This is a genomic window from Comamonas kerstersii (assembly GCF_008801935.1).
Lineage (GTDB): Bacteria > Pseudomonadota > Gammaproteobacteria > Burkholderiales > Burkholderiaceae_C > Comamonas > Comamonas kerstersii.
On the sequence record NZ_VZOT01000003.1, the window covers coordinates 173,506 to 188,045 of the forward strand.

At 59.7% G+C, this 14,540-nt stretch carries 15 protein-coding genes; 7 read left to right on the forward strand and 8 right to left on the reverse strand.

The genetic code is table 11. The features are described from left to right. The first annotated feature begins 28 nt into the window (after positions 1–28). Positions 29–799: a high-affinity branched-chain amino acid ABC transporter ATP-binding protein LivG gene (gene livG / locus F7P80_RS06075; RefSeq protein ID WP_151043422.1), complete on the forward strand. Its 771-nt coding sequence runs from the start codon at positions 29–31 to the stop codon at positions 797–799. 20 nt (positions 800–819) lie between these two features. Next, positions 820–1,521 carry an ABC transporter ATP-binding protein gene (locus F7P80_RS06080; RefSeq protein WP_054067291.1) on the forward strand — a complete coding sequence of 234 codons (702 nt, stop codon included), beginning with the start codon at positions 820–822 and terminating at the stop codon, positions 1,519–1,521. A gap of 63 nt (positions 1,522–1,584) precedes the next feature. Here the strand turns inward: F7P80_RS06080 and F7P80_RS06085 are convergent, their stop codons facing one another. The 3 genes from F7P80_RS06085 to F7P80_RS06095 all read right to left on the reverse strand — a co-directional run bounded on the left by F7P80_RS06085 (position 1,585) and on the right by F7P80_RS06095 (position 4,614). Next, positions 1,585–2,868 carry a TRAP transporter large permease gene (locus tag F7P80_RS06085; RefSeq protein WP_054067208.1) on the reverse strand — a complete coding sequence of 428 codons (1,284 nt, stop codon included), beginning with the start codon at positions 2,866–2,868 and terminating at the stop codon, positions 1,585–1,587. Positions 2,869–2,892: 24 nt separating this feature from the next. Further along, the gene (locus F7P80_RS06090) at positions 2,893–3,408 is read right to left on the reverse strand and encodes a TRAP transporter small permease (RefSeq protein WP_054067207.1); all 516 of its coding nucleotides are present in this window, start codon (positions 3,406–3,408) and stop codon (positions 2,893–2,895) included. Between the two features lie 219 nt (positions 3,409–3,627). Next, the gene (locus F7P80_RS06095) at positions 3,628–4,614 is read right to left on the reverse strand and encodes a TRAP transporter substrate-binding protein (RefSeq protein WP_151043424.1); all 987 of its coding nucleotides are present in this window, start codon (positions 4,612–4,614) and stop codon (positions 3,628–3,630) included. A gap of 345 nt (positions 4,615–4,959) precedes the next feature. Between F7P80_RS06095 and F7P80_RS06100 the strand changes: the two genes are divergently transcribed. Continuing rightward, a complete protein-coding gene (locus tag F7P80_RS06100) occupies positions 4,960–5,343 on the forward strand; it encodes a hypothetical protein (protein ID WP_054067205.1) in 384 nt (127 codons plus the stop codon). 96 nt (positions 5,344–5,439) lie between these two features. Here the strand turns inward: F7P80_RS06100 and F7P80_RS06105 are convergent, their stop codons facing one another. Continuing rightward, positions 5,440–5,991: an NADPH-dependent FMN reductase gene (locus F7P80_RS06105; RefSeq protein ID WP_054067204.1), complete on the reverse strand. Its 552-nt coding sequence runs from the start codon at positions 5,989–5,991 to the stop codon at positions 5,440–5,442. 140 nt (positions 5,992–6,131) lie between these two features. Between F7P80_RS06105 and F7P80_RS06110 the strand changes: the two genes are divergently transcribed. Together F7P80_RS06110 and F7P80_RS06115 are read left to right on the forward strand one after the other, a co-directional pair. Next, positions 6,132–6,866, forward strand: coding sequence for an energy-coupling factor ABC transporter ATP-binding protein (locus F7P80_RS06110; RefSeq protein WP_151043426.1), 735 nt, complete (start codon positions 6,132–6,134; stop codon positions 6,864–6,866). 2 nt (positions 6,867–6,868) lie between these two features. Further along, positions 6,869–7,462 (forward strand): energy-coupling factor transporter transmembrane component T family protein, encoded by a 594-nt coding sequence (locus F7P80_RS06115; protein ID WP_054067202.1) that lies wholly within the window; start codon positions 6,869–6,871, stop codon positions 7,460–7,462. Positions 7,463–7,509: 47 nt separating this feature from the next. Here the strand turns inward: F7P80_RS06115 and F7P80_RS06120 are convergent, their stop codons facing one another. After that, complete coding sequence (locus tag F7P80_RS06120) at positions 7,510–7,947, reverse strand: universal stress protein (RefSeq protein ID WP_151043428.1); 438 nt, start codon at positions 7,945–7,947, stop codon at positions 7,510–7,512. 164 nt (positions 7,948–8,111) lie between these two features. Next, on the reverse strand, positions 8,112–9,809 hold the full coding sequence (locus tag F7P80_RS06125) for a long-chain fatty acid--CoA ligase (RefSeq protein WP_151043430.1): 1,698 nt from the start codon (positions 9,807–9,809) through the stop codon (positions 8,112–8,114). A 181-nt stretch (positions 9,810–9,990) separates the two neighbouring features. Here F7P80_RS06125 and nth point away from each other — a divergent pair, with 181 nt between their 5' ends. Beyond that, a complete protein-coding gene (nth, locus tag F7P80_RS06130) occupies positions 9,991–10,641 on the forward strand; it encodes an endonuclease III (RefSeq protein WP_054067199.1) in 651 nt (216 codons plus the stop codon). 240 nt (positions 10,642–10,881) lie between these two features. Further along, positions 10,882–12,399 carry an SLC13 family permease gene (locus F7P80_RS06135; protein WP_151043432.1) on the forward strand — a complete coding sequence of 506 codons (1,518 nt, stop codon included), beginning with the start codon at positions 10,882–10,884 and terminating at the stop codon, positions 12,397–12,399. A gap of 63 nt (positions 12,400–12,462) precedes the next feature. On the opposite strand, the gene F7P80_RS06140 is transcribed toward F7P80_RS06135, so the two are convergent. Both F7P80_RS06140 and F7P80_RS06145 read right to left on the reverse strand, forming a co-directional pair. Then, the gene (locus F7P80_RS06140) at positions 12,463–13,983 is read right to left on the reverse strand and encodes a tripartite tricarboxylate transporter permease (RefSeq protein ID WP_151043434.1); all 1,521 of its coding nucleotides are present in this window, start codon (positions 13,981–13,983) and stop codon (positions 12,463–12,465) included. Next, positions 13,983–14,531, reverse strand: coding sequence for a tripartite tricarboxylate transporter TctB family protein (locus F7P80_RS06145; protein ID WP_151043436.1), 549 nt, complete (start codon positions 14,529–14,531; stop codon positions 13,983–13,985). Before F7P80_RS06145 ends, F7P80_RS06140 begins: the two co-directional genes overlap by 1 nt. Positions 14,532–14,540: the final 9 nt, after the last annotated feature.

The following is a 14,540-nucleotide window of genomic DNA, read 5'->3' on the forward strand; positions in this document are numbered from 1 at the left end:
ATGCACCTATTGAAAAAGAAATCACAGCATGCATAGCAGCCATTTGTTGAGCGTCAAAGACCTGAGCATGCGCTTTGGCGGCCTGCTCGCGGTCGATGGCGTAAGTATTGACCTCGATGAAAAACAAATCCTCGGCATCATCGGCCCCAACGGTGCTGGCAAGACCACGGTGTTCAACTGCATCAGCGGTTTCTACACCCCTACCGGCGGCAGCATTGGGCTGCGGGGCGAGAGCATTGCCGGTCTGGGCAGCCACAAGGTGGCGTGCAAAGGGGTGGTACGTACCTTCCAGAACGTGCGACTGTTCAAGCGCATGACGGTGCTGGAAAACCTGATGGTGGCCCAGCACCAGAAAGCGCGGGTCTCCGTGCTCGCGGGATTGTTCAACACCTCCAGCTTTCGCAGGCAGGAGGCCGAAGCCATTGAACGCAGCATGCACTGGCTGGACTACATGGGCCTGCGCGACTTTGCCAACCGTGAAGCCGGCAATCTGGCCTATGGCCACCAGCGGCGCCTGGAAATTGCACGCTGCATGATCACCGAGCCCAGGGTGCTGATGCTCGATGAGCCCGCAGCAGGCCTGAACCCTCAGGAAAAAATTGATCTGCAGGGGCTGATTCGCCAGCTGCGCGACCAGTATGGCGTTGCCATCCTGCTGATCGAGCACGATATGGGTCTGGTCATGGGGGTGTCTGAGCGCATCACCGTCATGGAATATGGCAAACCCATTGCCCATGGCACACCGGAAGAAGTCAAGAACAACGAACGGGTCATCAAGGCCTATCTGGGAGAGTCCTGATGACGCAGCAGCCTACCCCCATGCTTGAGCTGGAACAGATCAGCACCCACTATGGCTCCATCTGCGCCGTCAATGAGGTGTCACTGCACGTCAACAAGGGCGAAATCGTCAGCCTGATTGGCTCCAACGGCGCAGGTAAAACCTCGCTGCTCATGACCGTGTGCGGCAATCCGCGCGCCACGGGCGGCACCATTCATTTTGAAGGCGAAGACATCACCAACCTGCCCACGCACCACATCATGCAGCGTGGCATTGCCATCTCACCGGAAGGGCGGCGCATCTTTCCGGACCTGACGGTGATTGAAAACCTGCAGATGGGCGGCTTTTTCCTGAGCAAGGACGAGATTGCCGCAGGCATGGAACACGTGTTTCACCTGTTTCCCCGCCTGAAGGAGCGCGCCACCCAGCGCGCAGGCACCATGTCTGGCGGCGAGCAGCAGATGCTGGCCATTGGCCGCGCCCTGATGTCCAAACCGCGCCTGCTGCTGATGGACGAACCCACGCTGGGGCTGGCGCCGCTCATCATTGCGCAGATTTTTGACATCATCCAGACCATACGCAGCGAAGGTGTGACCGTGTTTCTGGTCGAGCAAAATGCCAACCGCGCCCTGCAGATTGCAGACCGCGGCTATGTACTGGAAAACGGCAAGCTGGTGCTCGAAGACACGGGCGCCAACCTGCTCAAGAACGATGCTGTGCGCAAGGCCTACCTGGGCGGCTAACCCCTGCGCCCATACAAAAACAGGCATCGCAACGCGATGCCTGTTTTTTTGTACGAACCAGTCTTAGAAGCCTACATAGTGGGGCAACCACACCGACAGCGCCGGCACAAAGGTCAGCAGCAGCAGCACGATCAGCTGCGCAATCAGGAACGGCGGCAGCTCCTTGTTCAGTTCCGTCAGCGTGGTCTTGGTTGCCACACAGGTCACAAACAGCAGCCCCCCCACAGGCGGAGTGATCATGCCCAGCGTCAGATTCACCACCACGACCATGGCGAACTGAATGGGGTCAATGCCCAGGGCATAGGCAATGGGCGCCAGGATGGGCACCAGAATCATGATGCCAGGCAGGGGCTCCATGAAAATGCCAAAGATCAGCAGCAGCACGTTCACTGCCAGCAGGAACAACACGGGAGACAGTTCCCAGCTGATGATCAGCTCCGACAGATATTGGGGCACACCCTCCACGGTCAGAATCCAGGCAAAAGGCTGAGAAGCCGCCATGACCAGCAGCACCGATGCCGTCAGCAGTGCCGAACGCGCCGTGATGCCAGGGATGGCATCCCAGCGCAGTGTGCGGTACACCCACTTGCCGCAGATAAAGGCATAGACCACTGCCACCACAGAAGCCTCTGTCGGTGTGAACACGCCAAAGCGGATGCCGATGATGATCAGCGCCACCAGCAGCAGCACAGGAATGGCCTTGAGCGTGTTGAGCAGCATTTCCTTGCCCGAAGGACGAGGCTCGGTAGAGCGATAGCCGCGTTTTTTGCACACCCACCAGTTGACCACACACAGTGCTGCCGCAATCAGCAGGCCAGGTACAAAGCCCGCCACAAACAGCGCGCCCACCGAGACATTCTCATCTTGCAGCGCATAGATGATCATGGTGATCGAAGGTGGAATGATGGGGCCGATGATGGCCGAGTTGGCCGACAGCGCCGCCGCGTAGGGACGGTCATAGCCAGCCTTGGCCATCATCTTGGTCATCATGGCACCGGGGCCTGCAGCATCGGCCAGGGCTGAGCCAGAGATACCTGCAAACAGCACGGACGAGCCCACGTTCGCATAGCCCAGACCACCGCGCAGATGGCCCACAAACTGCGCCGCAAAGCGCAGCAGCACCTGCGTGAGCGCACCGCCAGACATCAGTTCAGCGGCAAAAATGAAGAACGGCACGGCCATCAGCGGAAAGCTGTCGATGCCCGTAAACATTTCCTTGAAGACGACCAGCTGCGGATAGCGCCCCCCCACAAACACCGCAATGGCCGAAGCGATCGCCAGCGCAAACGCGATGGGAAAGCCCAGCACCATCAGCACCACCAGGCCAATAATCAATGTCAAAGTCATTGTGATTCCTTGTTCTGATGCTGCTTACAGCGAGCCCGCAGCTTCGCTGTCAATATCTTCCGAGTGCACATACTCCCCGGCCACAATGTACTGGCGTGCAATCAGGAGCAGGTGTACCAGCATGAGCACAAAGCCCACAGGCATGGCGGCGTAGATGAAGGAAATTGGAATGTCCGTGGCGGCCGTACTCTGAAAGCGTGTGCGCCAGACATAGTCGCTGGAGGCCACGGCCATGAAGATGAAGAAGGCAGACAGGCCCAGCACCACCATGCTGCGCAGCACCTGCGCGGTGCGCGTTTTCACCGCACGGTGCAGGTTGTCAATGGCGACATGGCCGCCAAAACGCAGCGCCAGACCTGCACCCAGAAAGGCCACCCAGATCATCATGTGGCGGGCCACTTCTTCGGCCCAGATGATGGAATCCCCTGTGGAGTAACGCAGCACCACATTGGCAAACACGATGCAGGCCATGGCCAGCAGCAAAAAAATCAGTAACCAGCGATTGGCCAGTACCAATCCTCGTTCAAAGCGATCCAGCATAGCTTGTTGTCGTGGACTGGCAGAGCAGCCCACAGCGCTTTCATTCAAGAGTCACACTCCCGACCAGCAGGCATAAAGCCAGCGAACGGGAACCAATGCACCACATCGCTGCATCCACTGCATGGACTGCCAGCAGCAGCTGACAGCAAAAAGCCTGCGGGGCTGCTCACAGCACACGCAGGCTTTGAATGGCCACAGTGAAACAGCAGATGCGCCTGCTTACTTCACGTTAGCGATCGCATCCAGCGTCTGCTGGCCAAACTTCTTGGCGTACTGCTTGTAAGCAGGCTCCAAGGCGGCGCGGAAGGCAGCGGCGTCCACGTTCTCGACCACTTGCATGCCATTGCTCTTGGCCATTTCCACGCCCTTGGCTTCCACATCATCCACAAAGGCGCGGGAAGCCTGGCCACCAGCCTTGGCACCTTCGGTAAAGGCGGCCTTCTGCGCATCGGTCAGGCTACCCCAGAAAGAGGGAGACAGCACCAGCACCACAGGGGCGTACACGTGAGAAGTCAGTGTCAGGTGCTTTTGCACTTCCCACAACTTGGAGGAAGTGAGCACCGAGATGGGGTTCTCCTGACCGTCGATCGTGCCCTGCTGCAGGGCGCTGATCACTTCGGGCCAGGACATGGGCGTAGGCGCTGCACCCAGCGTGCGGAAAGCCGTGATGTGCACGGGGTTCTCGGTCACGCGGATCTTCAGGCCCTTCAGGTCAGCCACGTTCTGGACGGACACCTTGTTATTGGTCAGGTGGCGGAAGCCCTGCTCACCCCATGCCAGCGCAACCAGACCGCGCTGCTGGAACTTGGCCAGCAGGTCCTGGCCGAACTTGCCATCCAGCACTGCACGGGCGTGCTGGGTGTCGCGGAACAGGAAGGGAATGTCGACGATGCCCACATCGCTCACAAAATTGCTCAGTGCGCCGGTGGAGACAATCGCTGCTTCCACGGTGCCCAGCTGCAGGCCTTCAATCAGTTCACGCTCACCGCCCAGGGCGCTGGAAGGAAAGTGCTTGATGGCAAAAGCATTATTGGTGGCTTTTTCCACCGAATCCGCCCAGGCTTTGGCGGCGGCACCGTAGTGCGAGTTCACGGCCAGCGCATAACCCAGCTTGACTTCCTTGGGTGCAGCCATGGCGTGACCAGCAGTCAAAGTCACAGCGGCGCTGGCACAAGCGGCAATAAAAGTACGGCGAATCAAGGCCATGAATTGTCCCTCTTCATGTATGGAGCAAATAGCCTTGTGCTGACTTGAAACAAGTACACGCAACAAAGCTCAAAAAGGAAAATTATGTACCAACGCACCAAATTGGCATGCCTGCGGGCATCTCTTGCGCATTGATTCGCAAAATAAAAAATAAAAATAAAAACAATGACTTAAAAATAAATAGAGGTTTTTTTGCGATTCGCTACGTGTTTGTACGCACCTACCGAAAAAAGAAGCACCCTTCGTCAGCCGCGAAGTGTTTGCACTGCTGTCCAAGGACAATCGTTACCCAATGTGTCGCAGCTCTCTACAATGCCCACTGGTTTCAAATCCTGAGAAAGATGTATGGCAACAAGAGCACCTGTCCCCGCCTCGACCAGCAATGACTCTGCGCTGGTGTCGTGGCTGGTTGCTGTGGTGGTAGTACTGGTTGCTGCACTGGTAGTGGGCGGCTACTGGATGCAGTCCCAGAACCAGCAGGCAGCCCAGCGATACCAGCAGGAGCAGCAATACCGCACCTATCTGGCAAGCACGCGGGAAGCTGCGGCCTACACGCCACCTGCTCCCAATCCAGCCATCATTGAGGCACGCGAAACCCGTGCCTACCTGCTGGCCCACCCCGCTGTGACACCAGGCGAAGGCTTTAACCAGCCTGGCGTGCAAGCCACGGGCAAAGCCATTGCGCAGGCCATTGACCGCGCCCAGAACGCACAGCAACTATCAAAATAAAAGCTGCCAGCGCTTGATATACCTTGATTTCAGATACTTTTATATCTAAAACCCTTTTAAATCAAGCGCTAGCAGCTATCTTTTTTAAGGCACTGCTTATTTGCGGTGCTGCTCCACCCAGGCCACAAACTGCGCAACAAACTTCTGCACATAGGCATGGCTGCGCTCACCGACCGAGCCATCGGCCGTGAAGAAATCGTCCTTGTATTGCAGGAACATTTCAGGCTGGCCCAGCGTGGGCATGTTCAGGAAGGACAGCACATTGCGCAGGTGCTGCTGCGCCATGGCAGTGCCTGCCGCGCCGGGCGACATGCCCATCACGGCAGCAGGCTTGCCATCCCAGACGCTTTGCCCGTACGGGCGTGACCCCTGATCCAGCGCATTCTTGAGCACACCAGGGATGGAGCGGTTGTACTCTGGCGTCACGAACAGCACAGCATCCACACCGCGCAGCGCATCGCGAAACTGCTTGACAGCTGCCACCTCATTGCCATCTGCATCCTGGTTGTACAGGGGCAGATCACCGATAGGCACTGGCGTGAACTGCACCCCGGCAGGGGCCATCTTGATCACGGCCTGTGCCAGCTGGCGGTTGAACGAGTCTTTGCGCAGACTGCCCACGATCACGGCGATGTGGATTTGGCTCATAACAATCACTCCAGAGTTGATGGAAGACCCATTATGCGCCCCTGCCCTGAAGCACTTCGTGGGCACATACCTACAAGCGCTGTCTGCGGATGCCAATCAGGCAGAATGCGCTCTGCCTTGAGCCGTCTGTGTCTGTCTGCATGAATGTTTCTTCTGTCCCTTCTTCACCCGAACCCGCGCTGGAACTGCGCCAGGTGCGCCTGCAGCGTGGTCGCACCACCGTTTTTTCCAGCCTGAGCCTGCAGCTGCATGAGCCACGCATCGGCCTGATCGGGGACAACGGCGTGGGCAAAACCAGTCTGCTGCGCCTGCTGTGCGGGCTGGAAGTGCCAGACCAGGGCCAGGTTTTGAGCCAGGGGCAGGACCTGCATGCCGCAGGTGCGCAGCGCGCACGCTGGGTGGGCATGATGTTCCAGAACCCGGACGACCAGATCATCTTCCCCACCGTGGTCGAAGAACTGGCCCTGGGCCTGCAGCCACATGGTCTGAACAAAAAAGCAGCCAAGGCACAGGCGCTGGCTTTTTTGCAGGAGCGGGGCCTGGCCGACTGGGCCGAGCGCGCCGTCACCAGCCTCAGTCAGGGCCAGCGTCAGCATGTGTGCTGGCTGGCCCTGCTGCTGGCCGCACCACGCAGCCTGCTGCTCGATGAGCCCTATGCCAGCCTGGACCTGCCCGGTCAGGCCAAGCTGGCGCGCGACATTGCGCAAGCTCAGCAGCAAGTCATTGTCTCCACCCATCTGCTGGACCACGTGCGTGACTTTGCCCGTGTGATCTGGCTGGACCAGGGACAGGTGCGTGCCGATGGTGCAGGCCACGAAGTCTGCGCCGCCTACGAAGCCGATGTGCGCCAGCGCATCCTCCAGCAACAGGGCTAGGCATGGGCAGTCTTTACAGCGAACACCTCACCTGGCTGCATCGCGTCAGCCCTGCGCTCAAGCTGGTGCTGATGGCCGTGCTCAGCACCGCACTGTTCATGCTACAGTCACCTGCCATCATGGTGGGCTGTGCCGTGGCCTGCGGTCTGCTGTGGCTCAGTCTCGGCAAGGCCACACGCATTGCGCGCCGCCTGATCATTTCTGTGCTGATCGCCGCGCTGCTGATTGCGGGCTTTCATGCCTTCATGGGCAACTATGCACTGGCCACCACCAGCGCCCTGCGCCTGGCCTGTGCCTCTACGCTGGGTGTGGCCTTGACCGTGACGACCCACCCCTCCCGCATTCTGGAGTTGCTGGAAGCACTGCTGGCCCCGCTGGCCAGACTGGGCTTTCCGTCGCAGCGCTTTGCGCTGCAACTGGCACTGATGATCCGCTTTATCGAGCACTTTTTTGTGCAATGGAAGCGCCTGGACGATGCCTACCGCCTGCGCACCGGCAAGCCCGGTGGTTTCCGGCTGCTGGCGCCACTGAGCATCCAGATGCTGCAGACCGCCAAACGCGTGGGCGATGCCTTGTTCGCCCGCCTGGGGCAATAAAAAACGCTGCCCGAAAGCAGCGTTGTCTTGTGGATGGCTGAAGCCGCTTAGCCGCGCACCACCAACACAGGCACCTTGGCAGTCTGCAGCACACGCTGTGCCACGCTGCCCAGCACCAGCTTTTCCAGACCGCGGCGGCCGTGCGAGCCCATGACGATCAGGTCCGCACCCACGTTTTCACCCACGCGCACAATGCCTTCGTGGATGGCATGGCCTTCGCCCACCAGGGTCTTGACGGTCACGCCCGTGTCCTTCATGCGCTCGGTCACGTCTTCCAGTGCCTTGTTGGCTTCTGCTGTTGCAGCGCTCAGGTATTGCGCCTGACCGTACGCGAAATCCGCACCCACGCCCGTGAAGGGATAAGGGTCGAGCACGTACACCGCTGTGACTTCGCTATTGAATGCCTTGGCCAGCTCAGCAGCCTTGGACACGGCTTGCAGCGATGTTTCCGAACCGTCCACGGGAACCAGGATGTGCTTGAACATGAAAACTCCTCTCGATAATCAACGGTAGATTGTGCGCTACCCATAGGTACAGTCTGCGCCTGTCACCTCCGGGCAATCTTGATTCGCATCAAATTGATGCCCCTCTTGCACGAATCCGTTCACGCGCGATGAGAGGCAGCAGCCTGGCTGCGAACTTAACACGTTTAAGCTGTAGGGCAAGACTGCTCTGCCTCCTGCAACACGCGCCACATCACCTTGCCACTGCCACTCTTGGGCAGTGCATCGACAAAAGACACCATACGCGGCACCTTGTAGGCGGCCATGTGCTCACGGCACCAGGAGGTAATATCGTCCTCGGTCACCTGCCCCCTGTACTGCGGACGCAGCACCACCACGGCCTTGACCGTCTCACCACGGTAGGCATCGCGCGCGGCGATCACACAGGCTTCCTGAATGGCAGGGTGGAGGAACATCATGGATTCCACCTCTGCAGGCCATACCTTGAAGCCGCTGGCGTTGATCATGCGCTTGAGCCGGTCGGTGATGAAGAAGTACCCGTCCTCGTCCATGCGCCCCAGATCCCCCGTGCGGAAAAAGCGCTTGCCATCCAGCTCGATAAAGGCGACACGCGTAGCCGCCTCATTGCGCCAGTAGCCCTGAAACAGCTGCGGCCCACTGATCACGATCTCGCCCTGCTCCCCCACAGGCACTTCCTGCAGCGTATCCGGATCGATGATGCGGGAATCTGTGCCAATAAAGGGAATGCCGAGGCACTGCTGCTTCGGGTTCTCGGGGGGATTGTTGTGCGAGGGGGCCGCCGTCTCCGTCAGGCCATAGCCTTCCTGATAACGCAGCCGGAATTCATCGTACAGGCGCTGCGCCACGGCCTGCGGCATGGCTGCGCCTCCGCCGCCGATGTAGGTCAGGCTGCTCAGATCAAACTGCCTGAAGTTCGGGCTGGCAAACAGGTCAATCACCATGGTCGGGATATTGGTCCAGTTGGTGATGCGGTACTTGGAGATCCAGCGCCCGGCCAGCTCACGGTCCCAGCGCGGCATCAGCACCATGGTGCCGCCCACGTAGACCATGGCATGCATCATCGCCACCATGCCTGTGATGTGAAACATGGGAATGACCGCCAGCGCCACGTTCTCACTGGTTGCCTGCCCCCAGACCGCTGAAGCCATGGCATTGCACATGATGCTGGCATGCGTGTGCATGCAACCCTTGGGCAGGCCGGTCGTGCCGCTGGTGTAGGGCAGCACACTCAGGTCCTGCGGCCCCACCTCAAGAGAGGGCACTGGCTGGGTACAGGCCAGTGCCTGCTGCCAGTTCAGCACTTCACCGCATTCCAGCGCGGGCAGCGGGTGCTGCGTGGTCAGCCATGCCTGCCAGGCCTCGGGCACAGGTTCACGCTCTGCCTCCGGTGGCAGGTATTCACCAACCTGACTGACTACCATGTGCTGCAGTCTGTGTTCGTATGGAAGCGCTGCACTGGCCTGTGCCAGTTCAGGCGCCAGATCGGCCGTAGTCATGGCCAGCCTGACGCCTGCATCGGTGATGTAGTGCTGCAGCTCCTGCGCACGATTCATCGGGTTGACGGGTACCACCACGGCATTGGCACGCAGGATGGCAAAGTGGGCCATCACCAGCTGCGGCAGGTTCTGCATGAACAGGATGACGCGATCGCCGCGCTGCACACCGGCAGCATGCAGACAGGCTGCCAGTCGTTGAGCGCCATCGGCCAGTTCACGGTAGCTGATCGTGCGGCCAAAGAACTGCAGCGCCACCTTGTCCGGATAGCGGCGCGCGCTGGTTTCAAGGTTGTCCCACAGGGAAGTGGCAGGTGCCGTCAAAGTGCGGGGAACGCGGCGGGGCCAGTGTTGGTCGTGCAAACGCATACGGTCAGCTCCATCAAGGATTGCGAGTGCAGTACACGCTAGCGGCTCTGCCGTGCTTTCACATTCGGGAAGCACCCCATCACAGGTCACCTGCGCGACCAGCAGGCTTATCCCCGCAGCGCCCGGCACACCGCCACTCGCGCGAGAATCGCAGCATCTTGCGTCACCCGTTGCAGACCCGATGAAAAAAAACGATATCGAACATTTCTTCGCCACCTTGCGCGAAGCCAACCCCGAGCCTCGCACCGAACTGGAGTACAGCAGCAACTTTGAGCTGCTCACAGCCGTACTGCTGTCTGCCCAGGCCACGGACGTGGGGGTGAACAAAGCCACGCGCAAACTCTTTCCTGTTGCCAACACCCCGCAAGCCATTCTGGACCTGGGGCTGGAAGGACTGGAGAGCTACATCAAGACCATTGGCCTGTACCGCAGCAAGGCCAAGCACCTGATGGAGACCTGCCGCATTCTGGTGGAGCAGTTCAACGGTGAAGTACCCAGCACGCGCGAAGCGCTGGAAACCCTGCCCGGCGTGGGCCGCAAGACGGCCAATGTGGTGCTCAATGTCGGTTTTGGTCAGCCGACCATGGCGGTGGACACGCACATCTTCCGCGTCAGCAACCGCACCGGTCTGGCCCCCGGAAAAACACCGCTGGAAGTGGAAAAGCAGCTGCTCAAGCGCGTGCCTGCGGAATACGCCGTCAACTCCCACCACTGGCTGATTCTGCTGGGCCGCTATGTCTGCCAGGCACGCAAGCCCAAGTGCTGGGAATGTCTGGTGTCCCCCTACTGCGACTTCAAACCCAAGACTGAAGCACCAGCACGTAAATCCTGATAGCAGGCACCGATCGCCCCACCCTTTGGCCGCTGCAGTTTGCAGAGCAGCTTCGGCAAACATGATCCCGCGCTGCACAGCACATGGCTGACAAATGCTTGCGCGCTCTTGCGGTTAGAACCGGTTCTGTGCCCCGTCAGAATTGACCTGGGACAAGGCTTGACGCACATCAATAAGTAGAAACCCTAGGGGCTCTACATTGCGTTCACAGAACCGCATATCAACAACAAGGGAAGCTTCATGCAAAGTGCACCCACTGCACCTCAAGCCACACCAGCTCCAGCCCAACTCATGCCGAAAATTGGCCTGGTGGCGGCCTTTATCGTCCTGCTGAGCATCGTTTTCATGCCGCCCATCGCCGGCCTGCCCCAGGCAGGCCAGATGATGCTGGGCATTCTGGCCTTTGCCGTGATTGTCTGGATGACGGAGGCGCTGGATTATTCCGTCTCCGCCTTGCTCATCGGCTCGCTCATGATCGGCCTGCTGGCCATCAGCCCCGTGCCCGGCAAGGAAGGTGCAGATGCAGTGATGATGGGCACCAAAGCCGCCCTGCCCTATGCCCTGGGCGGTTTTAGCAACAGCGCTGTCGTGCTGGTGGCAGCCGCCTGCTTTATTGCGGCAGCCATGACGGCGACGCGCCTGGACCAGCGCATTGCGCTGCAGGTGCTGTCCTATGTGCCTGCACGCGCCAACCACGTGGTCATGGGTGCCATTTTGGTCGGCTTTTTGCTGTCCTTTATCGTGCCCAGCGCCACTGCCCGTGTGGCCTGTCTGATGCCCATCATGCTGGGCTTTCTGACCGCATTTGGTGCAGACCGCCGCAGCAAGTTCGCCGCACTGGTGGTGATTACCGCAGCCCAGACCGCCAGTGTCTGGAACGTGGGCATCAAGACCGCAGCCGCTCAGAACATGGTGGCGATTGGCTTTATCGAGCGCCAGTTTGGCGAAACCATCACCTGGGGTGAATGGTTTGTCGCAGGCGCGCCTTTCTCGGCCTGCCTGACCGTGCTGCTGTACTTCATCATGACGCGCATGCTCAAGCCTGAGATGGACCACATCGCAGGTGGCCGCGAAGCCGTGCGCCAGCAACTGCAGGCGCTGGGCAAGATGACGGCCAACCAGTGGAAGCTGCTGGTCATCACCCTGGTGCTGCTGGGCTTCTGGGCAACGGAAGGCGTGCTGCACAAGGTGGACACCACTTCTTCGACCATCGTGGCCGTAACCCTGATGCTCATGCCCCGCATTGGCATCATGAGCTGGAAGGAATCGCAAAAGGGCTTCCCATGGGGCACTGTGGTGCTGTTTGCCGTCGGTATCGCCATGGGCTCTGCCCTGCTGAAAACGCAGGCTGCGCCCTGGCTGGCCAAGCAGATTGTGGAAAACCTGGGCCTGGTCAACGCCTCGGCCTTTGCCATCCTGATGCTGCTGTCGATGTTCCTGATCGTGATTCACCTGGGCTTTGCCAGCGCCACGGCGCTGGCCTCGACCATGATCCCTATCGTGATCAGCGTGCTGCAGGTCGTGGAGACCCCCGGCATTAACGCCATCGGCATCACCATGCTGCTGCAGTTTGTGGTGAGCTTCGGGTTTATCCTGCCCGTGAACTCACCCCAGGGCATGCTGGCTTACGGCACGGACACCTTCACCATCAAGCAGTACGTGAAAACCGGTTTTGTCATCACCATTGCGGCCACGGTGCTGCTGGTAATCTTTGCCCTGACCTACTGGCCCATGATGGGTTACATGACCCTCAAATAATCGCCTCGCTGCGATAAAAAACGGCCCTGCATCTGCAGGGCCGTTTTGCTTGGTGGCTTCACATCATGTAGCCACAGGAACCTGGCACGCAGCCCGCCGGGCCGCCCAGTACTGCAACAGGCGCGGCACAATGAGTACCAGCAGCACAATGATGACCAGCGTCAGCGACATGGGACGCTGCACAAAAATGCTGAAGCTACCCTCTCCAATCGCCACCGCATTGCGCATTTGCGCCTCGGCCAGCGGCCCCAGAATCATGCCAACCACCACGGGGGCCGTGGGGAAATCAAAACGCCGCATCAGCACACCCAGCAGCCCCATGCCAAACAGCAGGAACAGGTCAAACGTGCTCTGGCGCATGCCGTAAGCCCCCACCGTGGCAAAAATCAGAATGCCTGCATACAGCTGCGGCTTGGGCACGCGCAGCAGTTTGACCCACATGCCCACCATCGGCAGGTTCAACACCAGCAGCATCACATTGCCGATATACAGCGATGCAATCAGCGCCCATACCAGCACCTGCGCACTGTCAAACAGCTGCGGGCCAGGGTTGATGCCATAGTTCTGAAACGCGCCCAGCAATACGGCCGTGGTGTTGCTGGTGGGAATGCCCAGCGTCAGCAGCGGAATCAAGGCTGCTGTCACCGTGGCGTTGTTGGCAGCCTCCGGGCCTGCCACGCCTTCAATGGCGCCCTTCGCACCGAACTCAGCCTTGTCCTCGCCCTTGGCCAGCTTTTTCTCCGTCGCATAGCTCAAAAAGGTCGGGATTTCCGTGCCACCCGCAGGAATGCAGCCAAAGGGAGCGCCAATGACCGTGCCACGAATCCATGCAGGCCAGGAACGCTTCCAGTCGCGCCGATTCATGTGCACGCGGCTGATGGCGTTCTGGCTTTCCTTGACCTTGCCTTCATACAGGGCGTAGTACAACACTTCGGCCACGGCAAACAGGCCGACGGCCACCAGCACGATATCGATGCCGTCGAGCAGTTCCATCTTGCCGCCGGTGTAGCGCGCAGCACCAGAGATCTGGTCCATGCCCACGCAGCCCATGGCCAGCCCCAGAAACAATGATGTAATGCCGCGCACCATGCTCTGCCCCAGCACCGCGGACACGGTGGTAAAGGCCAGTACCATGAGCATGAAATACTCGGGCGGCCCCAACCGCACAGCAAACTCAGCCACCCCGGGTGCAAAAAGCGTCACCACCACCGTCGCAATCGTGCCTGCCACAAAGGAGCCGATGGCAGCTGTTGCCAGTGCCGCGCCGGCACGGCCACTCTTGGCCATCTTGTTGCCTTCCATGGCCGTGACCATGCTGGCCGTCTCCCCCGGCGTGTTCAGCAGGATGGAGGTGGTCGATCCGCCATACATGGCGCCGTAATAAATACCGGCAAAGAAAATCATGGATGCCGTGATTTCCACCTTGGCCGTAATCGGCAGCAGCATGGCCACCGCCACCGCAGGGCCTATGCCCGGCAAGACCCCCACGGCCGTGCCCAGCGCACAGCCGAGCAAGGCCCACAGCAGATTCATGGGCGTGGCCGCCGTGGCAAAGCCTTGCAGCAATGCATCAAACAAGTCCATCACAGCCACCCCGTATTTGTGAGCCCTGGCAGGTTAATGGCCAGCAATTGCGTAAAGGTCCAGTACACGGGAGCGGCAATCACCAAGCCCGTCAGCACATCCTTGACCAGCATGCGAGTACTGAGCACATGCTGCTGTCCTTGCGCTCGGCGCAGCCCCTGCACAGCCAGCAGGTAACACAGCGCACAGCTCAAAATAAAGCCCAGGTGCTCAATCAGACCCGCATTGAGCAGCAACCCTGCCGACACCCAGACAAATGGACCGAGATCAGCGCGTGCGCTGCCGCCGGGCTCTGCAGCATGGCGAAAACCACCCGTCCATGCCTCCCCCATCAACCAGATGCCGCACATGCCCAGCGCCACTGCACACAGCCAGGGCAGAAAATTGGGGCCCACACCGCCATAGCCTGCATCGCCTTCAATCATGCTGGCTCCTATACCCATACCAATGGCTACCAGTAATACCAGGCCACCAACTGCGGCCTGCCACCGGGCAGCAGGAATGGCACTTTCCCACTGCGGTGATGGCGTATTCCATGCTTCTTGCATCAGCATTTC